This window comes from Streptomyces sp. NPDC029159, from assembly GCF_055564055.1.
In genome coordinates, this window is the sequence record NZ_JBVHWT010000006.1 from 166,385 (window position 1) to 188,508 (window position 22,124).

The following is a 22,124-nucleotide window of genomic DNA, read 5'->3' on the forward strand; positions in this document are numbered from 1 at the left end:
CAGCAGACACGCCGCGTGATGCCGTCGAGCGGGGCAGTCCAGTGATGCCCGTGCGGCAGTCCGGGGGGGGGGCGGGGCGCCGCCCGGCCCGCCGGGGCACGGGTCCGCGCACGCGGCACTCCCCCGTCCGGTCCGGTCCGAAGTGTTGACGTGCCCCGGGACCGGGTTCACGCTATGGGGCAATTGGTCTGGACCATCTCCATTCCCTGGGAGGTCATGTGCCCACCCGTCACGCCCGCGCCTTCGGCGCCGTCACCGCCGCGGTCTGCCTCGCGCTCACCGCCGCCGGTACGGCGCTCGCCGCGGGTCACCCCACCGCCCCGCGGCCGCAGGCCCTGGGCAGCAACTGGTACGCGGCCGCGCCCTATCTCATGCCGCTCGACAACGACCCGCCGGACGCCACGGCGGTGATGGCCGCCACCGGCCTCAAGAGCTTCCAGCTCGCCTTCGTCCTGGCGCCGAACGGCGGCGGCTGTACGCCCACGTGGGACGGCACGAGCCCGGTGGGGTCGGACACCGCGGTCGCCGGGGTGATCTCCGCGATCCGGGCGAAGGGCGGCGACGTCTCCGCCTCGATCGGCGGCTACAACGGCACCAAGCTCGGGCAGGCGTGCTCCACCCCCGAGGCGACGGCCGCCGCGTACCAGAAGGTGATCGACAAGTACGCCCTCAAGGCGCTCGACTTCGACCTGGAGGAGCCGGAGTACGAGAACACCGCCGCCATCCACAACGAGATCGGCGCCGCCAAGATCCTCCAGCAGAAGAACCCCGGACTCTATCTCTCGGTCACCACGGCGGGGACGGCGGACGGCACCGGCTGGTTCGGCAAGCAGATGCTGAACGAGGCGCGGTCCCAGTCCTTCACCCCGGACAACTTCTCCATCATGCCGTTCGACGGCGGCTTCAACGGGGCGGACACCCAGACGTCGGCGCTGGTGAAGTTCCACGCGCTCCTGCGGTCCACCTTCGGCTGGGACGAGGCCACCGCCTACGCCCACGAGGGCATCTCCCAGATGAACGGCCGCAGCGACACCGGGGAGTACTTCACCCAGGCGGACTTCCAGAAGGTGCTGGACTTCGCGACCGCCCACCACATGGCGCGCCTGACCAACTGGTCCGTCAACCGCGACCGCCAGTGCACCCCGCCGGACAACAACGGCCGGACCTCCGGTACGTGCAGCAGCGTGCCGCAGGGTGCGTACGACTTCACCGCCTACTCGGTGAAGTTCGCCCAGGCCACCGGGTGAGACGGGTCCGCACGTCCGGCCGGCACCCGCGGGCCCGGCCGGACGTGCGGACCGTCACTCAGGGACGGTCCTCAGCAGCTCAGATTGCCGCCGGGCTCGGTCCCGAGGATCTTCACGAAGTTCTGGTAGTTGTCGATCCGGCTCTGCACCTGGCCGGGGTTGCCGCCGTTGCACTCGATGGACCCGTTGATCGCGCGGATCGTCTCGCCGAAGCCCGCGCCGTTGACCATCGCGTCGTGCGGCGTCATGGTGCCCGGACCCTTCTGGGTGTTCCAGTACCAGAGCGCGGTCTTCCAGGCGACGGCCGGGTCCTTCTCCACCAGCGACGGGTTGTTCAGCAGGTCGATGCCGAGCGCGTCCCCGGCCGCCTTGTAGTTGAAGTTCCAGCTCAGCTGGATCGGGCCGCGACCGTAGTACGCGGCCTGACCCGCGGGGCAGCCGTAGGGCTGGGTGGCGTCGCAGTAGTGCGGGTAGTTGCCGGTGTTCTGCTCCACGACGTAGACGAGACCGCCGGTCTCATGGCCGACGTTGGCGAGGAAGGCGGCCGCTTCCTGACGCTTGACGGTGTCGCTCCCGGTGTTCGCGAACTCCGGGTAGGCGCTGAGCGCGTCGGTCAGCCCCTGGTACGTGTAGAACGCGTTCCGGTTCGGGAACATCTGCTGGAACTGCGCTTCGCTGACGACGAAGCCCTCCGCCTTGGTCGCGGCCTTCGTACAGGTCACGGCGGTCGGGGCACACCCGGGCGCGGCCCCCGCGGGGGCGGCGGGCGCCAGCACGGCCACTCCTGCGGCGAGGGTGGCGGCGCCGATCAGGGCGGCGATACGTGATCTCATCGGGAACTCCTTCGTGCGGCCGCCCGCCGGCGGGAGAACCGGGCCTCACGGGCTCCGGACCCCGGGCGGGCAGCGGCCGCTGTGGGGGAATTGCCTTACCGAGCAGACCTGTCGGGCGGTGGCGCCGCACAGGCCGGGTGGAACACCAGCACGCGAAAAGGACCGCACACCAGCTGCGGTCTAGACCAACATCAGGCTAGAGGGGCCGCGCCGAACGCGTCCATACCGCGTCCCCGGAAAGCGAACTCCGCTTCCCCGCACCAGAGGTGATGACGCGTCAGGTCTACCGTTGCACTCCGCCCGACCGGTGCCCGCCCTTGCCCGTCACGCACCGTGCCCTGCCCGAATGTGCCCGCGCGCCCCTCGTTCCGATTTGAACATCCTGGTGGGGAGCCCGGAGACTGGACGGGACCGGATCCCTTCCTCACGCGGCAGTTCCGGCATGCCCACACAGCAGCACACAGAGCAACACACAGCACTACCCGTTGGAGGCCCCATGTCGATGTCGCGTGGCGACTGCCTGAGGGTCGAGACCCTGGGACCGCTTCGCGCATACACCGGCGACCGGGAGCTGGCCCTCGGCCCCCCGAAGCAGCGCGCGGCCTTCGCCATGCTCGCGCTCCGGACCGGAAAGACGGTCTCCCGGGACGAGTTGATCGACGGCCTCTGGGGCCAGTCGCCCCCGGCCACCGCGGTCGGCAGCCTCCACACCTACCTGTCCGGCCTCCGCCGGATCCTGGCCGGGTCGGGCGATCCGCCCCTGCCGCCGACCGGCTCCGGCCAGGGCTACGCACTCCGCCTCGCCCCCTCGCGCCTGGACATCACCGTGGTGGAACAGCTGGCGGCACAGGCCCGCAGCAGCCGGGCGCAGCAGGACCCGGCCGCGGCGGTCAGCGCCTACGACCGGGCACTGGCACATTGGCAACCGGGCACCCCGCTCAGCGGGCTCCCCGGCCCGCACGCCGCCACGCACCGGGCCCGGGTCTCGGAACTGCGGCTGAGCCTGCTGCTGGAGCGCGCCGAGTCGCTGCTGGCCCTCGGCCGGCCCGAGCAGGTGGCCGACCAGTTGCAGCGGCAGGTGGTGGACAACCCGTACCACGAGCGGTTGAGCGCCCTGCTGATGACGGCGCTCCACCGGAGCGGCCGCACCGCCGACGCCCTCGCCCACTACCACGGCCTGCGCAAACGCCTCGCCGACGACCTGGGGATCGATCCGACGGCAGAGCTGCGCACGCTGTACGCCTCGCTGCTCACCAACCCTCCGGTGCGACCGGCGCCACCGGCCGCCGAACCCGTACGCCCGGCCCAGCTGCCGCAGAGCGTGGGCAGGCTGGCGGGCCGCACCGAATCCATGCAGCAGGTGCTGGACGCGGCACGCGCGCCGTCGCCCGGGGCGCCGCGTATCGCGATGATCGTCGGGGTCGGCGGCGTCGGAAAGACCGCGCTCGCCGTGCACTGCGGCCACCAGCTCGCCGATGCCTACCCGGACGGCCAGCTCTATGTGAACCTGCGGGGCTTCGACCCCAAGCGCCCCGCCGGCGCACCGGCGGACGTCCTCCACCATCTGCTCACCTCCCTCGGCGCCGGGGCGATCCCCGCGGGAGAGGAGGCGCGCATCGCCCAGTGGCGCAGCCTCGTACGGAACAAGCGGCTGCTCATCCTCCTCGACAACGCCGAATCCGCCGACCAGTTGGACGCCCTCCTGCCCGGCGCCGGTCCGTCCTTCACCCTCGTCACCAGCCGCAACCGGCTCGGTGGTCTCGCGGTCCGCTACTCCGCCCGCCGGGTGACGCTCTCCCCGTTCCACACCGGGGAGTCCCTGGAACTGCTCTCCGACGCGATCGGTGGATCGCGGGTCGGCGAGGAGGCCGCGGCGGCCCGCCGCCTCGCGGAACTGTGCGGGCATCTGCCGCTGGCGCTGCGCATCGTCGCCGATCAGATCTCCGCGGGCCCCCGGCCGCGGATCGCCGACATGGTGACCGAGCTGGAGGACGTGCGGCGCCGGCTCGACACCCTGGAGATCCCCGGCGACGAGCTGGCCTCCGTCCGCGGGGTGCTCTCCTGCTCCTACGCCAAGCTCCCCGCCGACGAGGCCCACGCCTTCCGCGTCCTCGGCCTGTTCCCGGGCGGCAGCATCCGGCTGGAGACGGCCGCCGCCCTGCTGGACGCCCCGACGCCGGCCGCGGCGGACGCGCTGCGGAGCCTGGCCGCCCAGAATCTGCTGGAAGTCTCCGGCGACCGCTATGTGATGCACGATCTCACCCGGATCTACGCGGAGGAGGTGTGCCGGGGCGGTGAGTCCGCCGCCTCGCGGCGCGGGGCGCTGGAGCGGGCCCTGCGCCGGCACCTGCAGACGCTGTCACACGGCCGCACCCTCGACGAGCCGCCCCTTCCGTTCGCCGTCGAGACCGAGCCCGCGGACGGCGGGCCGCCGCGCTTCGCGGACCGGCAGGAGCTGATGGCCTGGTGCGCCCAGGAGTGGGAGAATCTCGGTCCGCTCGTCCGCACGGCGCACCGGATCGGCTGCCACGACGCGGCCTGGCAGCTGACCTATCTCCTCTTCGACTACTTCGCCACGGCCGGGCAGGCCCAGGACTGGGTCGAAACGCTGCGGATCGGCCTGCGCAGCGCCGAACTGACCGGGAACCGTACCGCCGAGGCCGCCCTCCTCAACCACCTGGGCGTGGCCCACTCCCGGCTGGGACGGAACGACTCCGCCGTGGAGCAGCTGGAGCGCGGGCTGCGGCTCGCCGACGAGCTCGACGACGATCTGCTGCGCACCAGCCTGCTCGGCAACCTGGCCGCCATGCTGCGGGAGACCGCGCACCCGGTCGCTCTCCGGTACGCGGAACAGGCGTTGACGCTGGCCTGCCGGACCGGCTCCGCGTACCACCGGTCCGGCTGCCTCGACGTCCTCTGCGGACTGCACGCCGCACACGGCGAGTTCGAGGAATCAGTGCGCTACGGCGTTCCCGGCCTGGAGGCGGCCCGGCGTTCCCAGGACCCGCTGTTGGAGGCGAACCTGCTGATCAACCTGGGCCTGGCGGAACACGGGCTCGACGACACCGAGGCGGCCACGCGGTACTTCCGGGACGCGCTCGCCCTGTGCTCCGCCAACGGAGACCGCTATCACGAGGCGTTGGCTCTCGCCGCCCTGTCCAGGACGGGGTGGCCGGCGGGGTCCCAGCGGACGGCCGAGGATCTGGCGGACCAGGCGCGGGAGAAGGTGGCGGAGCTGGGCACGGCGGAGGCCGCCGTCGTCACCGGCCTCGTGGCCTCGTTGGACGCCATCGACGCAGGCCCCGCGGCACCGATCCGCTGCACGGCGCTGGGCGGCGTCACCCCGTTGCGCTGATCGCGCTGCCACAGCACCACCGCTTCGACCCGGCTGTTCGCGCCCAGCTGCCGGAAGATGCGGTTGAGATGGTTCTTCACGGTCTTCTCGCTGAGGCGCAGCCGTTCGGCGATCTCGGCGTTGCGCGCGCCGCGGGAGACCAGGGCCATCACCTCGTGCTGGCGCCGGGAGAGGGCGGACTCCGCAGGGCCGGACGCCTGGTCCGGCACCTTCGGCGCCGGGGCGGGTTCCTGCCGGTCCCCCGGGTCGGCCTCCGGGCCCGTGTCCCCGGTCTGGTCGACCACGTTCAGCCGGTACTCCGCACACAGCCGTCGCGTCGTCCGCGGGCCGCGGCGGACGATGCCGCCCGCCCGGCGGTCCGGCACGGCCTCCAGAGCGGGCCGGGGGACGGCGGCGGTCCCGTCCACCGGCCGGACATCGACGTCGATGTAAGGCATCTGGACGATGTCCACATCGAGGTTCTTGTCGGCGAAGACCTGCTTGATCCGAGCCAGGATGTCCGGGCTGACGATGGCGATACGTATCCGTTCGGCGGTGTTCTGCTGAAGTGCGGAGGTGACAGCGGCGCTCATTCCCTCAGCTTGCCGGAGCCCGCTTCATGTTCTCTTCATACCTGCCTCATGCCGGTGCATCGGCTCCGCCGGCCGGTTTCCCCGACTCCGCCGCCGGGGACAACTCGTCCAGTTCCGTGAGGACTTCGTCCTCCGTCGGGGCGTCGATCCGGTTCGACCAGCGCAGCGTCGACACGATCATGTCGAAGAGCAGCATGACGGCCTGGACCGGCTCGGCCTCCGGGTCGCCGTCGGTCAGCACGGTGTAGGTCAACAGGCCCCACACCCCGGGCGCGTCCGGGTTGGACACGTAGTACGAGACCCGCCAGGACGGCGCCTTGCGTCCCGCGCGGGCGCTGTCCACGATGGCGGCTAGGCGGACCGCCGGTGCCTGGCCGATCTCCAGGTAGCTCCCGGAGTCGCCCGCGTCAGCGAGGATGGACGCCAGCAGGGCCTCCGCGTCCTCGTCCTCCTCACCGCTTTCGATGACGGTGACCACCAGGGACCCGGGCAGCTTCACGCCGTTGAACTCGCGCAGCGGCAGCAGCACCGAGCGGGCGCCCTGCCGCGCGGCCTCATCGGTCGCCTCGATCAGCTCCTTGCGGAGCATCCGCCGGAACGGGCCCGCCTTGTCGCGCGGCAGCGAGTCGGGCAGGTGATGGCGGATCAGCTCGTCGACGACCCGGCCGCGCAGCTTGGTCGTGTCCGTGGTGGTGGGGATCTGCACCCAGCCGTCCGGCAGGACCAGTTCGAAGTCGATCACGACTGCACCTCGTTCTGCGGCGCCTGGAAGCCGAGCCGGGCCCGGCCGCCGTCGGGCTGCGGCGCGCTCTCCTCCGCGATCTGCTGCATCAACTGCTCCACTCCCGAACCGATGACGGCCATCAGTCCCATGTCGAACACCAGCGTCGACAGCAGGACGTCCACACCGATGTCCCCGCTGCCGGCGCCCTGGGGTATGTCGAGGCGCAGCGCCGCCCCGACGCGCCCGTAGGCCGCGCCGTCGTCGGTCCGGCCCAGGGCGAAGACCCGGAACCCGTCACCGCTCAGCGTGGTCACGTAATCCACCGTGGGTGGCCGCGCGTCCCCCTCGGCGCCGCCGGCGCCCATCAGCTCCAGGAGGTAGTTCGGGTCCTCGGCCTCGGGCCGGTGGAACTCCACGACGACCGGGACGGGCGCCCAGTGCGGTGCGCCCTCCTCCAGGAAGGCGGCGCCCCAGGCCAGCCGGGACCAGGCGGGCAGCTGGGCCGCGCGCTCGCGCAGCCAGGCCGCGATGGCAAGGCCCACCGCTTCCCCGGTCAGGGGGAAGTCGTCCGGGACCTCCTTCGCCCAGGACTGCCGGGCGGCGTCCAGCCCTTCGGCCGTCCACTCGGCGAAGAGTTCCGTCACGTGCTGGGCCCAGAGGTCTTCCTCCCCCTCGCCCGGCACCTCGCCGGGCACCCAGTCCCAGTGCCAGGGGACGTCGGTCAGTGCCGAAATCTTCTCGTTCATCGTTTCTCCCCCCACCTCAGGTCGCCACTACGCCGGGCGGGTTGACGTCGGGGATCCAGTGATTGTTGCGTCCACCGGTGTAGATCATTCCGCCGAGACCGAAGGCACCGTTCACGCCGCCCCAGACGTACCAGAGCTTGTTGATGTTCCCGAGGCCGGCCGCGTTCACGATGTTCGACAGGTCGCGCGCGCCCTGGATACCGCCGGCGATGCTGAGGAAGTCCTTGCCGAACGTGATCGGGTTCTTGCCCAGGTTGCCCCAGAACTTGCCGACATCGTTGAACTGGGTCCTGAAGGAGCCCCAGAACCCCTTGTCGGGGGTGGGGAAGCCGCCCTTCTTCAGCAGCCAGTCGGAGGCCGGGTTGTTGAACCACTCCGACAGGTTCCGCCAGTTGGCGGCAGCGTTGTTCGGGAACGGGTTGTTCGGGCCGAACGGCTTGGAGAAGTTCGGCACCGGCCTGCCGCCCCCGACCGCCCGCCCGCCGGGGCCGAGCGGGACCATCTCGATGTTCTTCCCGCCCCCGGCGACCGGGCGGAAGCCCCACTTGCCGAAGGTGCTGAGCTTGGCGGCGTTGGAGATGCTCTTGGTCGCCAGCGAGGCGATACCGCCGAGCCCGGCGAGACCGACGCCCACCGAGGCCATGATGACGTCGAGGAGGCTGCCCTTGCCGTGGGCGTAGAGCACGGAACTGGCGACGAGTGAGACCACACCCGCCGCGATTCCCGCAAAGACCAGGAGGTTCACCCCTGGAATGAGGATCGCGAGGACGCCGAGGACCAGGCCGATCCAGCCGAAGATCTCACCGATCTTCGCAAGCACCGCGTCGATCTTGTCCTTGGTGGAGTCGGTCAGTCCGTCGTCGTACTTCTTGCAGTTGACCGCGTCGCCGAAGCGCTTACCGGCGTCGTTGAGCGCGTTGACGGCGTCGTCCAGCCGCTTCTTCGCGGCGGCCATCTTGTCGTCGGCGCCCTTGGTGGCCTTGTTCTTGGCGTCGCCCTTGGCCTTCTCGTCGGCGGAGATCTCGCCGTCGTCGTCCTTCTTGGCGTCCGGCATGCCCTTGGCCTTGGCCTGGTCGCCCTTGGCCTCCTCCGCGTCGGTGCGGGCCGCCGCGGTCTCCTTCAGGGCGTGGTCCAGGTCCGGATCGTACTTCTTGATCTCGCTCGCGACGTCGCGGTAGCGGACCCCGGCCTTCTCCAGGCTCTCCTTGATCGACTTGGCGTCGTCCTTGAGCCCCTCGACGTACTTGCCCACCAGGCCGTCGCTGCCGGAGGTGACGACCTTCTCCAGCTTGGCGACGGCGTCGTCGATGGTGTCGGCGATGAACTCGTAGCGCTTCTGCGAGGCCCGCACCCGGTCGAGGTCGGCGTTGTGGACGGGGTCCGAACTGCGGTCCAGTGGTGACCAGTCGAGTTTCCTGACGGACATCGGCTCTCCTCAGCTGTCCTTCTTGAACGTGTCCAGCAGCTGCTGATCACCGTCGGCGAAGGCCTTGTCGAGCTCGGACACCTTGTCGCGGAAGCTCTTCATGCTCTTGACCATGTCGTCACGGTGGACGGTCCAGTTGTCGGCGAAGTCGCCCATCGAGAGATTGGCGTTGAGCTGTCCCCAGAGGCCCTTGTCGTCGTTCTGGAAGTCGAGCGCCCCCTCGAACTGGCTGATCAGTTCGCTCAGGTCGCTGGCCAGGGTGCCCAGGTCCTTCACCACGAGGTCTGCCATCACTGCCCCCTACGGTTGTCCGCGGCCGCCGTGGGAGGGACCGCCGTCGGAATCTGCGTGGTCATCAGGGTGCCGCTGCCCAGGTGCAGCAGGCCCGCGCCCGCCACGACCTTCGAGGCCACCTGGGCTCGGGAGAGTCTGACCCCCACCAGGTCGCCGTCGCCCAGGTTGGGCGGCGACAGCAGGACACCCCGGCGGTTCTTCTTGATCTCCGACTGCCAGCCGGAGAAGCCGACGCCCACGGTGGCGACATCACCGCCGATGATCACGCCACGGTTGCTGCCGGACGCCTTGCGGACGAACGTCTTGAGCCAGTCGCGGCAGATCAGGTCGCGCCACACCTCGGCGTCGTCGACCACCAGCACCACCGGCCCCTCACCCGGGTCGAGCAGTTCGGCGAACTGCTGCTCGGTGGGCTGCTCGTCGGTGAGGACGCCGCGGACCCCGGCCCGTCCGGCGAAGGCGCGCAGCGGGGAGTTCATCGGCGCACCGATCACCACCTCGGTGCCGCCGCGCAGCAGCGACTCCGTCATGACGCCCAGCGCGGTGCTGCGGCCGGAGCGGGACGGCCCCGCCACCAGGAAGGTCGGCTGGTCGCCGCGGAGGTCGGCGCCGACCGGTTCGAGGTCGTCGCCGGCCACGCCCACCAGCGCCCACATCGGCTCCGCTGTGCCGACCATGTCCCATGCCTGCTCGAAGGAGAGCTCGGTCGGCATCACCGCGATGCGGTTCGGCCGGGCCGACTTCGAGACCGCGGCCTCGCGCTCGATGAGCCGGTCGGCCAGCGCGTGCACCGCGGCGACCTGCGCCGGGCCCGAGGGGTCGGCCGCGACCAGGGCGACCTGGGTCTCGACCGCGTTGATCGCGCGGTAGCCACGGCCGGGCGGCAGGTTCTCGGGGATCTTGCGCGGGTTGAGCCCGGCCAGGCTGGCGTCCGTACGGTCCGAGAGCCGCAGGATGAGCTTGTCCTCGCAGAGCGACGCCATCCGGCCGCTCAGCAGCATCCGGTCGCCCGCGATGACGAGGTGTACGCCCGCGCTGCCACCCTCGCGGTGCAGCGTCTGGATCGTTTCGGCGAGGGTGCCGCCGTCGTACTCGCCGAGGGTGCCCATGAAGCCCTCCCAGCGGTCCAGCAGCAGCACGATGTGCGGCAGCCGCTCCTCGGCGGGCCGGGCCGCGCGCTGCTCGGCCACGTCCGCGAACCCGGACTCACCGAGCAGCCGCTGACGCCGCTGCACCTCGTCGTGGAGGCGCTTGAGCAGCCGGACCGCGCGGTCGGTCTCCGTACGCTGCACCACCGCGCCGCAGTGCGGCAGCCGGCTCAGGGAGAGCAGCGCGCCGTTGCCGCAGTCGAGCCCGTACAGATGGAGGTCGGTGACGCTGGACGCGCTGGCCGCGGCGGCGGCGAAGGTGCGCAGTGCCGCGGAGCGGCCCGAGCGCGGGGCGCCGACGATGTGCAGATGGCCGAAGGTGGCCAGGTCCACCGTTGCCGGTTCCTGGAGCTGCTGCGTCGGCAGGTCCTGGATCGCCCAGGAGAACACCGGGTCCTTGCCGGAGCCGTAGACCGGTTCCTTGGCCAGTTCGACCACCGGGGACAGCGGCAGCGGCGGGAGCCAGGGGCGGCGCTGCGGTGGGATGTTCAGCAGCTCCCCGGCCTGCCGCACCGACTTGACCAGGACCGACAGGTCGGTCGCCTCTTCGGTCTCCCCGGCGGCGCGCGGCCGCTGCGGTGCGGGCAGTCCCAGGTCCAGCCAGGAGACCGGCTGGAGGAACGGTGCGACGACCTCGTCGGACCGGTTCGCCGACGGGCGGCGGCCGCCCACCCGGCCGGTCTGGAAGGGGATGAGCGAGCTGTGCCCGAGGCGGGCGTAGGCCCGGCCGGGGGTGGAGGCGGAGATGTTGGCGGCCTCGGCGTCGTCGATGACGTCGGTGCTCTCCCCCGCGTCGGTCACGCGCAGCGCGATCCGCAGGTTGGTGTTGGCGCGGATCTCCGAGGAGACCACGCCGGAGGGCCGCTGGGTGGCCAGGATCAGGTGGATGCCGAGGGAACGGCCCCGCTGGGCGACGTTGACCAGGCCGGTCACGAAGTCCGGCAGTTCCCGTGCCATGGAGGCGAACTCGTCGATGACGATGAGCAGCCGGGGGATCGGCTTCAGTTCGGGCCGGCGGGTCGCGTAGTCGAGGTAGTCCTCCAGGTCCTTGGCGCCGGCGGCGGCGAGGAGGCGCTCGCGGTGGGTCAGCTCCGCGCCGAGCGAGGTCAGGGCACGTTCGACGAGGTGCGGGTCGAGGTCGGTCACCAGCCCGACGGTGTGCGGCAGATGGACGCACTCCTTGAAGGCGGCGCCGCCCTTGTAGTCGATCAGCACGAACGTCATGGCGTCCGGGCGGTTGGCGACGGCCAGGGACGCCACCAGCGTCTGGAGGAACTCCGACTTACCGGAGCCGGTGGTGCCCGCGACCAGGCCGTGCGGGCCGTGGCTGACCAGGTCGAGGGAGAACGGTCCGTCGAGGGTATAACCGACGACGGCCTTGGTGCTGCGGCCGCCGCCGCGCCACACGCCGGCGACGGAGGCCGCGTCGGGCTCCTCCATGCCGAGGGTCTCCAGCAGACGCGCGGAGCCCGGGAGCGCGGATTCGCCCTGGTTCTTGCTGACGTCCCGCAGCGGGGCGAGGTGACGCCCGGTGGACTCGTACCAGCTGTCCACGACCTCGTCGGCGAGGATGCCGTCGATCTGGTCGGCGCGCTGCTGCCGCAGGCTCGCGGGCACGCCCGCGCCGCCGACGACGACGGTGGCGCACTCCTCGGGGAGGGTCCGCTCGTCGCCGTCCACGCAGATGCAGTAGACGCCCACGGCGGGGCCTTCGCGCAGGATGGTCACCACGCCGGGCAGGGCCCGCAGCCGCCGGGCGCCGTCCATCACGACGACGATGTCCGGGTCGCTCAGCACGACCTGCGAGCCGGCCTGGAGCCGTACCTGCTTACGGACGTTGATCAGCTCGATCAGCTCGGCGACGCGGTGGCTGAGGGTCTGGGCGTCCGCGCCGACCAGCGCCAGGGCCTGCTGCCCGAGCAGGGGGCGGGTGTGCGGCAGCCAGGCCGCCCACTCCCACAGCCGTTCGCCCGCCGGGTCGGTCAGGACGTACAGCTGCATGTCGCGCGGGCTCTGCAGCACGGCCAGCTGGCCGGCCAGCCAGCGGGCCATCTGCCGGGGCCACTCCTCGTGTCCGGCGACGCCGACGACGCCCGCGTGGGCGAGGGAGAAGGCGACCGGGACGTCCGGCGCGGCCCGCAGATCACGGCGGTGCCGGCCGCCGGTGGCCTCCTCCTCCACCATGACCTCGGTGGGGAGGTCGGCGATGCCGACGCGGACCAGCAGGTGGTCGGGGTCGACGCGGCGGCGTTCCCAGAGCCTGGCGTGCGGGCCGGTCGCGATGACCTGCAGCTCGCCGGGGTCGGGGCTGGCGGCGCGGCGGTCGAGCCGCTCCTGGTCCAGCGCGTCGGCGATCTCCTGCTCGATCTCGGCCCGCTGCTGCTGGAACTCGGCCATCTTGCGGCGGTGGCCGACCTTGCCCTGACGCCGTCCGGAGATCCAGTTCCCGATCATCATGACCGGGGACATCCCGGCCATGAGCAGGAACATCGGGTTGCTCGACACCATCGCGATCACGCCGCCGAAGACGGCGGGCAAGGACGCGGCGAGCCACGGCAGCGCGTTCGGTGTCGGGGCCTTGGGCTCGGCGGGGAGCCGGAATTCGGTGCGCTTGGTGGGCGGCAGCAGTCGCGGCGGACGGTTGTAGTCCAGGTACTCGCCGTCCGGAGAGGGGTCGACGATGGCGTCCGGGCTCCGGACCGGCTGCACCTCCAGCAGGGTGTCCCCGCAGCGGAGTTGCGCATTGGGCTCCCAGCGGACCTCGTGCCCGGGCAGCGGGACGCGGTCCAGCCAGGAGTCGCCGGTGGAGGCGGAGAGGTGCACCGTCGCGTCCAGGAAGACCCGGATGACGGCGACCTGGGCCGGTTGGTCGCGTCCCAGCCGGACGCGGCCACGGGAGCCGATCACGTGCTCACCGGCGTCCAGGTGCCAGACCTGGCCCGCTCCCGTGCCCGCCACCGCCCGGACGGTGACCAGTCCGGCCCGCTTCCTGGTGCCCTTGCCGGGCCGGTCCAGCCACAGGACGCTGCCGTCGTGGATGCCGCTCTGCGAGAGGGACTGGTCGAGGTCGAGCAGCTGCCCGCCGAGGTAGACCTCGGGCAGCTGGGCGCCGCCCGGCTGCCCGCCCCCCACCACTCCTACGCTGGCCAGCAGTTTGCGGACGACCTCGCGCAGAACGGTGCCCGGATCCGCGTCCACGACCAGATCGGCCGACACGTCCGGTTCCCGGGCGATGGTGATCATCATGGGCATGGCCGCTCCCTCTCGCTGCCGACCGGCGTTTCGCGTTACTTCTTGTTCAGCGAGCCGGACAGCTGGGTGTCCATGTCCTGCATCGCGGTGACCGCCTTGTCGAGCCACTGCGACAGCTGGTCGAGGGTCTCCATCGCCGTGTTCGCCGAGGTGACGAACTCGGTGTGCACCTCTTCGAACTTGCCGGACGCCTGGTCGGTGACGAAACCGCTGGCGGTCAGGTTGTCAACGATGCTCTTGCACTCGCTGAGCTTGGCATCGATGTCGGACTTGTTGTTGCGCATACGGGTCGCGCTGTCCTGCATCTCGCCGTACGTCACGTTCATGTTCGCCATGAGAGACATCCCTTCTGCTGTCGCCTGGCGCCGTCTTGCGGCACATCGGCACTCGCCGGTACTCCCCGGCACGGACGCGCTCGATGCTAGGAACGGACGGGCGGTAGGGTCCACAACTACCGGGCGGTGATGGGCCCAAGGGCCCAAGCTCACCCCCCACCCTGCGTTGACACCCCCACGCGCGGCGCGCCAACGTTCCCTCCACGCCTGCGAACCCCGCGCGGAGCCTCCCCGCCCGCGCACCCGCGCGAAACCCCTCTCGCCGTCCGGCAGGCCCCAGTCGAGGAGTTGAAGGTGACACAGCCCAACCGACCCGCCGATCGAGGACGCCAGGGCAACTGGTTGACCCGGTTGTTCGGCAAGCGAAAAACCGAACCTCTGGCGGGGGGCCTGCGCGCCGATCACGGCCTGTGGACGGTCGACCGCGTGATGCGCGTGCTGGCCACCGCCTGCGCCCGGGAGAACCGCGAAGTGCCGCTGGTCCATGCGGTCGTCGTGGGCGCCGACAGCGTGCGGTTCCTCCTCAAGACCCCCGACGGGCGGCCCCCGGCGGGCTGGACCGCCGACCCGGACGCCCGTGCCTGGTACGCCCAGCTGCGCTGGGTGCAGACCGCGGAGGTCGCGGAGTCGGCGCGGGAGCCGTATCCGCATCTGGTCTCCGTCGGCAGCAACAGCGACGGCTTCGCGCTGCTCAATCTCGCCAATTCCGGCGGGATCATCGCCCTGGAGGGCGACAGCCGGCGCGCCCGCGCGCTCGTTCAGGACTGGACGCGCGAGCTGACCACCAACCCGTGGTCGCGGGGTGTCCAGGTGGTCCGGGTCGGGTTCAAGCCCGGCACCGCGGACCCGGTCGGGACGACCGAGGTGCAGCACCTGGAGGACGCCGGGGCGGCGCTGTCCCAGCCGTCGGGCGGTGTGCTGATCCTCGCGAGCATGCCCGGCGGGCGGGACCGCGAGCGCGTCCACTACCTGGCCGACCATCCGCGGACCCCCTGGTCGGTGGTGGTCCTGGGCCGCGGTGACCGTCCGCGCTGGCGGTTCACCATCGACTCCCGGGGGCTGATCGACACCCGGCTGCTGGCCGAGCCGGTGCTGCACCCGTTGAACCCGGCGCTGAACACCCCGCCGCTCGAGGACGACGTCAAGGACGTCACGGTCACCCCGGCGCCCCGGTCGGCCGCGGCGCCGTCGGCGCGTCCCGTCCCCGGGGTGCCGGCGGACAAGCCGTCGTCCAACCGCCGCCGTAACGTCATCCTCGCGTCGGTGGTGGCCGCCGCCTGTGTCGTGGCGGCCGGGCTGGTCTTCTTCTTCACCCGGCCCGGGACGACGGACACCCCGGCGGCGGACCATCCTGCGCCCTCCGCCACCACCGGGCCCGCCTCGCCCGGTCCGGGCGGCCCGGGCGGCCCGCCCTCCGGCGACCCCGCTCCGCCGGAGTCCCAGGGCCCGCCGAGCGACCCGAACGCCCCGGGTGGGCCGCTGCTGCACGCCGGTACGAAGAAGTGCCTGAGCGGTGCCGCCGGCAGCGACGGGACACCGCTGGCGCTCGCGCCCTGCGACGGCCTCCCCAACCAGCAGTGGGACACCGCCCAGGACGGCACGATCCGCACCAAGGGCCTGTGCATGGACGCCGCGGGGGGCGCCACCGAGGCCGGCACCACCGTCCAGATCGCCAACTGCAGCGGGAACCCGGCCCAGCAGTTCTCCCTGCGGGACGGCACCCTGTACGCAAGCCAGGCCGACAAGTGCGTCAAGCCGGGCGGCAACGGCGGCCTCCAGCTGCAGCCGTGCACCAAGGACGACACCGAGATCTTCCAGCGCAAGTGACGGACCGGGGAGCTGATCCCCGTACGGGCACCGCGCCCCACCGAAGGCCCCCGGCAGCGCCGGGGGCCTTCGTCGTACGCAGGCGGAGGGGGACGGATCACTCCGGAAGTAAACACGCTGTTTCCCTGATCTGACCAGTGCCTGGTCAGGCCGGGATCTCCCGGCGAACACTGCGGGAACACTTTGTTTACCTCAAACCATTGACGCGCCCGGCGGCCGTCTCTAAGTTGATCCGCCATGGGCAAGGAGAACGCGTCGGACGGAGTGCAGCGCAAGGTGCTGGACGCCGTGGCCGAGCTGCTGTCGGAGCTGGGCTACCTGGAGCTGACCGTCGACAAGGTCGCGAAGCGGGCCGGGGTGACGCGTAAGACCATCTACCACCGGTGGCCGAACAAGGCCGCGCTGGTGGGCGAACTCCTCATCCGGGATGCGCGGATGGACACCGTGCCCGAGCTCGGCGACAGCCGGGCCGAACTGCGCCATCTTTTCGAGCTGATCCTCCGCGACACACAGGGCGAGGGCACGCTCGTCCTGCCCGCCCTCTGGGCGAACATGGGCGAACCGGCGGTGATGGAACGCTTCCGCCGCGAGGTGCTCGCACCGCGCCGCCAGGACGCCCGGGCCACCGTCCAGCGGGCGATGGTCCGCGGCGACCTGCCCCCCGACACCGATGTGGACCTGCTGATCGACGGCTGGTCGGGGGTCGTCCAGTTCCGCAGCCAGATGCGCTCGGACGTCTTTCTGGCCGCCCAGGCCGATGAGCTGGTGGACCTGGCGCTGCGCGGCGGTGTGCCCCGGCTGCGCCGCTGAGCCGGGCCGCCACCCCTCCCAAGAGCTCCGAGGAGAGCCGCCATGCCCGAAATCACCACCGCTCCATCCACAGATCTGACGACACGTCAGATACGGCTGGGGGTCGGGTCGATGCTCGCCTCCATGGCCGTCGTCGAGACCGTCAGCGGCTTCACCCAGCAGTACCTCTACCCCGTGCTCCCCGCGGTCGGCGCGCAGCACGGCATCGGCACCGTCCAGCTGTCCTGGATCTACGTGGTCCAGCAGGTCGGCATGGCGGTGTTCACCCCGCTGCTGTCCCGGCTCGGCGACAACCACGGCTACCGCAGGATCCTGCGGCTGGCCGTGGCGATGCTGGCGACCGGATCGCTGCTGATGGCGGTGTGGCCGTCGCTGCCCGGCCTCGCGGTGGGCGCGCTGCTCCAGGGCAGCGTGGTCGGCTTCATGCCGCTGATGATCGGCATCCTGCGGGACCGGACCGGCGACGAGGGCGCCCGGCGCGGCATCGGCATCCTGGTCGGCGTGCTGCTGGCGGCCATCGGGCTGGCCGGGGTCGCGGCCGGGGCGATGGCCGCGGTCAGTCCGGTGCTCGGACTGTGGACCGGTGTCGCGGTGGCCGCCCTGGGTCTGGTGGCCGGTCTGCTGATCCCGGCCGAGCGGTCGGCACCGGCCGGGCAGGGCTTCCCGCTGAAGCCGTTCGCGCTGCTGTCGCTGGGGCTGGTCGGGATCACCCTGGCGCTCTCCCAGGGCCCGGTATGGGGCTGGGGCGCACCGGCCACGCTGGTGAGCGCCGGGGCCGGCGTACTGGCCGCGGCGGCCTGGCCGCTCGCGGAGCTACGGGCCGAGCGGCCGGTGGTGGACGTCCGGATGTTCCGCAACCGGCGGGTGACGCTGGCGTCCGTCGTGACCTTCTGCCTCTCCTTCGTCACCATCGGCACGCTGGGCGCCAACTCCACCTTCCTGGGCACCGATCCGCGGACCGCCGGATACGGCTTCGGGCTGGGGTCGCTGGCGATCGGCTTCGCGATGCTGCCGCAGGCGGCGACCGGGGTGGCCGCCTCGCTGCTCACCCCGCGGGCGCTGCGGCTGCTCGGCGACCGTACGACGGTGGCGATCGGTGGCCTCTCCGCACTGGCCGGATTCGGCGGACTGGCGCTCGTCCACGGGACGTTGGCGGCGTATCTGGTGCTGTCGGCGCTGACCGGTGTGGCCATGGGCATCTTCCAGTCGGCCACCCGGGCGCTGGCGGTGGAGGCCGTACCGGTCTCCGAGACGGCCACCGCGGCGGGCGTCAACGAGCTGGTCCTCTCGCTGGGCGGGGCCGTGGGCGCCGCGCTGGTGAGCGCGGTGCTGAGCGCCCACGCGGGCACCGGCGGGCGGGTGGAGGGCGGCGGCTACACCGCCGCCTGGGCGGTCTGCGCACTGGTGGGCGCGGTGGCCGCGGTGGCGGCGATCGGGCTGCGCACCGAACGGACATGAGAAGGAGCGAGCGAGCATGACGACGAACGGACTGCGCCGCCGGGTGGCGGAGCGCGCCGGCGAACTGCGCGGGGAACTGATCGGGTTGAGCCACCGGCTGCACGCCGAGCCCGAGGTGGCGTTCGAGGAGCACCGGTCCGCCGCGGCGATCGCCGCGCTGGCGGAGCGGGCCGGGTTCACGGTGGAGCGCGGGGTCGGCGGGCTGCCGACCGCCTTCGACGCGCGCATCGGCAGCGGCGATCTGGTGGTCGCCTACTGCGCGGAGTACGACGCGCTGCCGGGGCTGGGCCACGCCTGCGGCCACAACGTCAACGGGGCGTCCGCCACCGGCGCGGCGCTGGCGCTCGGCGCGGTCGCCGACGATCTCGGGCTCACCGTCCGGCTGATAGGCACCCCCGCCGAGGAGGACCGCGGCGGGAAGGCCTATCTGATCGAGGCGGGCGTCTTCGACGGTGTCGGCGCGGCGATGATGGCGCACGCCAACGACAAGGACCAGGTCAACGGCGACTCCCTGGCCATCTGCGCCTGGGACATCGCCTACACCGGCCGTCCCGCGCATGCCGCTGCCGCGCCCTGGGAGGGGGTCAACGCGCTGGACGCGCTGACCGTCGCCCAGACCTCGCTCGGCCTGCTGCGCCAGCAGCTGCCGCGGGACGCGGTGGTGCACGGCATCGTCACCGACGGCGGGCAGGCGGCCAACGTCATCCCGGCGCACACCGCCGCCCGCTACGAGATCCGCGCCGACTCCCTGGAGCGGCTGCGCGACATCCGGCGCCGCGTCCGCGCCTGCTTCGAGGCGGGCGCGGTGGCCACCGGAGCCGAGCTGACGATCGCCCCGCACGGCCACGACTTCGCCGAACTCCGCCAGGACGGGGAGCTGACCACGCTGTACGCCGCGGCCGCGGAGGAGCTGGGCCGTACCGTCGACCGCACCCCCTGCCGGACCGCCTCCACCGACATGGGCAACGTCTCCCATCTCGTCCCGGCCATCCACCCGATGCTCGGCTACGACACCGGCGGCGCCCGCCAGCACACGGCGGAGTTCACCGCCGCCGGGACCTCCCCCGGCGCCGACCGCGCGGTCCTGGACGGCGCCGTCGCGATGGCCTGGACGGGGGTGGAGTGCGCGGCCCGGCCGGCGCTGCGGGAACGGTTGCTGGCGGGGGTGCGGGAGCGGAGCGCGTAGCCCTTCGGACCGGGCGGCCATCGAGAGACGCAGGTCACATCGGCCGGTGTCACAGGCGGCCCGGCCGTCTCGTCCCAGGTGTGTACCCACTGACGAGCACGGAGGAGCACACCATGGATGCACGACTGACCTTCACCACCGGCCCGGACGCCCCCAAGTCCTTCAAGCATCTGATGGCCGCGGGCAGGGCGCTCAAGGAGGGGCCGCTGCCGGTCGGGCTCCAGGAGCTGATCGCGCTGCGGGTGAGCCAGATCAACGGCTGCGCGGTCTGTGTCGACATGCACACCAAGGAGGCCGCGGCCGCCGGGGAGAGCGCGGTGCGGCTGCATCTGGTGGCGGCGTGGCGGGAGGCCACGGTCTTCACCGAGGCGGAGCGCGCCGCGCTGGAACTGGCGGAGGAGGGCACCCGGGTCGCGGACGCGGCCACCGGCATCAGTGATGCGGTCTGGGCCCGGGCCGCCGCCCACTACGACGAGGAGCACCTCACGGCCCTCGTCCTCTTCGTCTCCTTCATGAACATGGTGAACCGGCTGAACGTCCTCACCCGGCAGCCGGCGGGAGACTACGTCCCCGGCCAGTACCGCTGAACTGCGCCGGACCACCGGGGAATCGAGGGGAAGGGGTCGGTGTGCGCAAGGTCGAGGAGTTCGAGGAGCTGCGGCCGCTGCTGTTCTCGCTGGCGTACCGGATTCTGGGCAGCGTCGGGGAGGCCGAGGACGCGGTGCAGGAGACCTGGCTGCGCTTCGACCGTGCGGCGACCCGGCCCGTGTCGGTCAAGGCGTATCTGTCGGCGGCGGTGACGCGTATCGCCATCGACGTGTTGCGGTCGGCGCGGGTGCGGCGGGAGGAGTATGTGGGCCCGTGGTTCCCCGAGCCGCTGCTCGACGATCCGTACCAGGATCCGGAGCGTGCGGCGGAGCTGGCCGATTCGCTGTCGATGGCGGCGCTCCTCCTGCTGGAGCGGCTCAGCCCGTTGGAGCGGGCGGTGTTCGTGATGCGGGAGGTGTTCGGCTTCACGTTCGACGAGGTCGCCGAGGCGGTGGAGCGGTCACCGGCGGCCTGCCGGCAGCTGCTGGTCCGGGCGCGGCGGCACATGGCGGCCGGGCGGCCGCGGTTCGCCGCGGTCCGGGCGGAGCAGGAGGAGTTGGCGTCCCGGTTCTTCGCCGCGCTCCACGAGGGCGATGTCGGCGGGCTCCAGGAGCTGCTGGCCGCCGATGTCACGATGGTCGGCGACGGTGGCGGCAAGGCACCGCAGTTCGCCCGTGCGGTGGTCGGCGCCGAGAAGGTGGCCCGGCTGCTCGGTTCGGTCTTCCCCTGGATGACGCGGGTCGGCGTGGTGCTCGACCCGCAGGAGATCAACGGCCACCCGGGCGCGGTCTTCCGCACCGCGGACGGCAAGGTGCTCCACACGCTGGTCCTCGACATCCTCGACGGGCGGATCCAGACCGTCCGCGGGGTGCTCAACCCCGACAAGCTCGGCCATCTCGGGCCGGTCGCCGACGCCTGGAGCGTCGATCGCGAGATCCGGCAGGCCCGTCGGCAGCGGAGCTGACGGTACGTCCGGCCGCCCGCACGGCACGCGGGCGGCCGGCGCCCTCGCCTCTCACGTCACTCCCGGCACAGCCACGGAATTCCGCCAGAGCGGAAACCGAATTCCCGGAAATCCCACGCTCCCCGCACCATTCGAACGGAATTACGCCGCCTCACCGCGGAACCTGATCCTCAATGCGGCAAATTTTAGGGACAATTGACCCCGGGTGAGTTCTTGTGCTGCTTTTGCCCAATCCTGCCTCGTTGTTCACCGAACCGGGCTTCAGCGCACCCGGGCGCCGTGCCTTACTGGACCCGCTACGCGCATGGCGTGCCGTTCGGCCACGTGAGGAGTTCCGGTGATTCCCCTCCGCAGTCTCACAACCACTCTCGCCGCAGGCGCATTGACCGCGGTGAGTTCCCTCGTTCCCGCCGCCCACGCCGCCGGGGTGCATTCCCTGGTGATCCTGCCGGACCAGAAGGAATCCGCGATCTACAACTTCGTCAACTCGGCCCGGAAATCGGTCGACGTGACGATCTACGAGCTGCGTGACACCACGCTCGTCAACGACCTGGTGCAGAAGGAGAAGGCGGGTGTGACGGTGCGGGTGGTCTTCGACTCGCAGCACTCGGCCATCGACGGCGCCGCCTACAAGAAGCTGTCCGCCGCCGGTGCCGGGGTGACGTACTCGTCCTCGAAGTACGTCTACACCCACCAGAAGACGATCACCGTCGACGGCACCACCTCGTACATCAGCACCGGCAACTTCGACACCACGTACTATCCGACCTCCCGCGACTACGGCGTCTTCGACCGTGACGCGGCCGATGTGAAGGCCATCGAGAAGGTCTTCGCCGCCGACTTCGCGAAGAAGTCGGTCACCCCCTCCGACGGCACCGATCTGGTCTGGTCGCCGACCGACTCGCAGAGCCGTCTGCTGACGCTGATCAAGAGCGCCAAACACAGCCTGGACGTCCAGGAGGAGGAATTCGGCGACACCACTCTGGTCAACGCGCTCGTCGCGGACGCGAAGCGGGGTGTCACCGTACGGGTCGTCGCGGAGAACCAGTCGTCGAAGTACAGCAAGCAGCTGAAGAAGGTCACCGCGGCGGGCGGCAAGGTCGTCACGTACACCAGCTCCACCGGCTACTACATTCACGCCAAGGCGATCGTCGTCGACAACGGCACCTCCGGCGCGAAGGTATTCGCCGGATCGGAGAACTTCTCCTCCAATTCCCTCAACCACAACCGTGAACTCGGCATCATCGTCAGCGATTCCGCGATCGTCGGCGGCATCGAGAAGGCGTTCACCGCCGACTTCCACAAGGGTTCCGGGAAAGCCTGACCCCGGCCGCGTACCGGCCCGCCCGCTCCCCCGTG

General features: G+C 71.5%; 15 protein-coding genes and 2 pseudogenes. 9 read left to right on the forward strand and 8 right to left on the reverse strand.

Annotation, left to right across the window (positions count from 1 at the left end; all coding sequences use genetic code 11):
• Positions 1-218: 218 nt before the first annotated feature.
• Positions 219-1,241: pseudogene (locus ACZ4U4_RS15075) on the forward strand (chitinase); the annotation flags it as partial.
• 77 nt (positions 1,242-1,318) lie between these two features.
• Here the strand turns inward: ACZ4U4_RS15075 and ACZ4U4_RS15080 are convergent.
• Positions 1,319-2,080 (reverse strand): chitinase, encoded by a 762-nt coding sequence (locus tag ACZ4U4_RS15080; protein ID WP_467873536.1) that lies wholly within the window; start codon positions 2,078-2,080, stop codon positions 1,319-1,321.
• A 496-nt stretch (positions 2,081-2,576) separates the two neighbouring features.
• On the opposite strand from ACZ4U4_RS15080, the gene ACZ4U4_RS15085 reads away from it, so the two are divergent.
• The gene (locus tag ACZ4U4_RS15085) at positions 2,577-5,435 is read left to right on the forward strand and encodes an AfsR/SARP family transcriptional regulator (protein WP_467873538.1); all 2,859 of its coding nucleotides are present in this window, start codon (positions 2,577-2,579) and stop codon (positions 5,433-5,435) included.
• A 23-nt stretch (positions 5,436-5,458) separates the two neighbouring features.
• Here ACZ4U4_RS15085 and ACZ4U4_RS15090 read toward each other — a convergent pair.
• The 7 genes and pseudogenes from ACZ4U4_RS15090 to ACZ4U4_RS15120 form a co-directional block, all read right to left on the reverse strand.
• Positions 5,459-6,007: pseudogene (locus tag ACZ4U4_RS15090) on the reverse strand (helix-turn-helix transcriptional regulator); the annotation flags it as partial.
• A 46-nt stretch (positions 6,008-6,053) separates the two neighbouring features.
• Positions 6,054-6,749 carry a hypothetical protein gene (locus tag ACZ4U4_RS15095; protein ID WP_467873540.1) on the reverse strand — a complete coding sequence of 232 codons (696 nt, stop codon included), beginning with the start codon at positions 6,747-6,749 and terminating at the stop codon, positions 6,054-6,056.
• Entirely contained in the window at positions 6,746-7,477 is a 732-nt protein-coding gene (locus ACZ4U4_RS15100; protein WP_467873543.1) for a hypothetical protein, read from the reverse strand. Before ACZ4U4_RS15100 ends, ACZ4U4_RS15095 begins: the two co-directional genes overlap by 4 nt.
• A gap of 16 nt (positions 7,478-7,493) precedes the next feature.
• On the reverse strand, positions 7,494-8,903 hold the full coding sequence (locus ACZ4U4_RS15105) for a DUF308 domain-containing protein (RefSeq protein ID WP_467873545.1): 1,410 nt from the start codon (positions 8,901-8,903) through the stop codon (positions 7,494-7,496).
• Positions 8,904-8,912: 9 nt separating this feature from the next.
• Positions 8,913-9,194, reverse strand: coding sequence for a hypothetical protein (locus ACZ4U4_RS15110; protein ID WP_391642288.1), 282 nt, complete (start codon positions 9,192-9,194; stop codon positions 8,913-8,915).
• Positions 9,194-13,597, reverse strand: coding sequence for an FtsK/SpoIIIE domain-containing protein (locus ACZ4U4_RS15115; RefSeq protein WP_467873550.1), 4,404 nt, complete (start codon positions 13,595-13,597; stop codon positions 9,194-9,196). The genes ACZ4U4_RS15110 and ACZ4U4_RS15115 overlap by 1 nt, the downstream gene beginning before the upstream one ends.
• Positions 13,598-13,632: 35 nt before the next feature.
• On the reverse strand, positions 13,633-13,932 hold the full coding sequence (locus ACZ4U4_RS15120) for a WXG100 family type VII secretion target (protein ID WP_030282407.1): 300 nt from the start codon (positions 13,930-13,932) through the stop codon (positions 13,633-13,635).
• Positions 13,933-14,226: 294 nt separating this feature from the next.
• On the opposite strand from ACZ4U4_RS15120, the gene ACZ4U4_RS15125 reads away from it, so the two are divergent.
• The 7 genes from ACZ4U4_RS15125 (at position 14,227) to ACZ4U4_RS15155 (ending at position 22,089) form a co-directional block, all read left to right on the forward strand.
• Positions 14,227-15,759: a ricin-type beta-trefoil lectin domain protein gene (locus ACZ4U4_RS15125; protein ID WP_467873553.1), complete on the forward strand. Its 1,533-nt coding sequence runs from the start codon at positions 14,227-14,229 to the stop codon at positions 15,757-15,759.
• A 237-nt stretch (positions 15,760-15,996) separates the two neighbouring features.
• On the forward strand, positions 15,997-16,569 hold the full coding sequence (locus ACZ4U4_RS15130; RefSeq protein ID WP_467873556.1) for a TetR/AcrR family transcriptional regulator: 573 nt from the start codon (positions 15,997-15,999) through the stop codon (positions 16,567-16,569).
• Between the two features lie 42 nt (positions 16,570-16,611).
• A complete protein-coding gene (locus tag ACZ4U4_RS15135) occupies positions 16,612-18,027 on the forward strand; it encodes an MFS transporter (RefSeq protein WP_467873558.1) in 1,416 nt (471 codons plus the stop codon).
• A gap of 16 nt (positions 18,028-18,043) precedes the next feature.
• Complete coding sequence (locus ACZ4U4_RS15140) at positions 18,044-19,213, forward strand: amidohydrolase (RefSeq protein WP_467873561.1); 1,170 nt, start codon at positions 18,044-18,046, stop codon at positions 19,211-19,213.
• Between the two features lie 113 nt (positions 19,214-19,326).
• Positions 19,327-19,800 carry a carboxymuconolactone decarboxylase family protein gene (locus ACZ4U4_RS15145; RefSeq protein WP_467873563.1) on the forward strand — a complete coding sequence of 158 codons (474 nt, stop codon included), beginning with the start codon at positions 19,327-19,329 and terminating at the stop codon, positions 19,798-19,800.
• A 41-nt stretch (positions 19,801-19,841) separates the two neighbouring features.
• Positions 19,842-20,765: an RNA polymerase sigma-70 factor gene (locus ACZ4U4_RS15150; protein WP_467873566.1), complete on the forward strand. Its 924-nt coding sequence runs from the start codon at positions 19,842-19,844 to the stop codon at positions 20,763-20,765.
• A gap of 391 nt (positions 20,766-21,156) precedes the next feature.
• Positions 21,157-22,089: a phospholipase D-like domain-containing protein gene (locus ACZ4U4_RS15155; RefSeq protein ID WP_467873569.1), complete on the forward strand. Its 933-nt coding sequence runs from the start codon at positions 21,157-21,159 to the stop codon at positions 22,087-22,089.
• Positions 22,090-22,124: the final 35 nt, after the last annotated feature.

What these genes read in the sequence shown, in the direction of transcription:
- ACZ4U4_RS15105 (WP_467873545.1), bottom strand. Translation starts at nt 8,903, where the DNA reads ATGTCCGTCAGGAAACTCGACTGGTCACCACTGGACCGCAGTTCGGAC.
- ACZ4U4_RS15080 (WP_467873536.1), bottom strand. Translation starts at nt 2,080, where the DNA reads ATGAGATCACGTATCGCCGCCCTGATCGGCGCCGCCACCCTCGCCGCA.
- ACZ4U4_RS15140 (WP_467873561.1), top strand. Translation starts at nt 18,044, where the DNA reads ATGACGACGAACGGACTGCGCCGCCGGGTGGCGGAGCGCGCCGGCGAA.
- ACZ4U4_RS15115 (WP_467873550.1), bottom strand. Translation starts at nt 13,597, where the DNA reads ATGCCCATGATGATCACCATCGCCCGGGAACCGGACGTGTCGGCCGAT.
- ACZ4U4_RS15100 (WP_467873543.1), bottom strand. Translation starts at nt 7,477, where the DNA reads ATGAACGAGAAGATTTCGGCACTGACCGACGTCCCCTGGCACTGGGAC.
- ACZ4U4_RS15110 (WP_391642288.1), bottom strand. Translation starts at nt 9,194, where the DNA reads ATGGCAGACCTCGTGGTGAAGGACCTGGGCACCCTGGCCAGCGACCTG.
- ACZ4U4_RS15145 (WP_467873563.1), top strand. Translation starts at nt 19,327, where the DNA reads ATGGATGCACGACTGACCTTCACCACCGGCCCGGACGCCCCCAAGTCC.
- ACZ4U4_RS15130 (WP_467873556.1), top strand. Translation starts at nt 15,997, where the DNA reads ATGGGCAAGGAGAACGCGTCGGACGGAGTGCAGCGCAAGGTGCTGGAC.
- ACZ4U4_RS15085 (WP_467873538.1), top strand. Translation starts at nt 2,577, where the DNA reads ATGTCGATGTCGCGTGGCGACTGCCTGAGGGTCGAGACCCTGGGACCG.
- ACZ4U4_RS15120 (WP_030282407.1), bottom strand. Translation starts at nt 13,932, where the DNA reads ATGGCGAACATGAACGTGACGTACGGCGAGATGCAGGACAGCGCGACC.
- ACZ4U4_RS15135 (WP_467873558.1), top strand. Translation starts at nt 16,612, where the DNA reads ATGCCCGAAATCACCACCGCTCCATCCACAGATCTGACGACACGTCAG.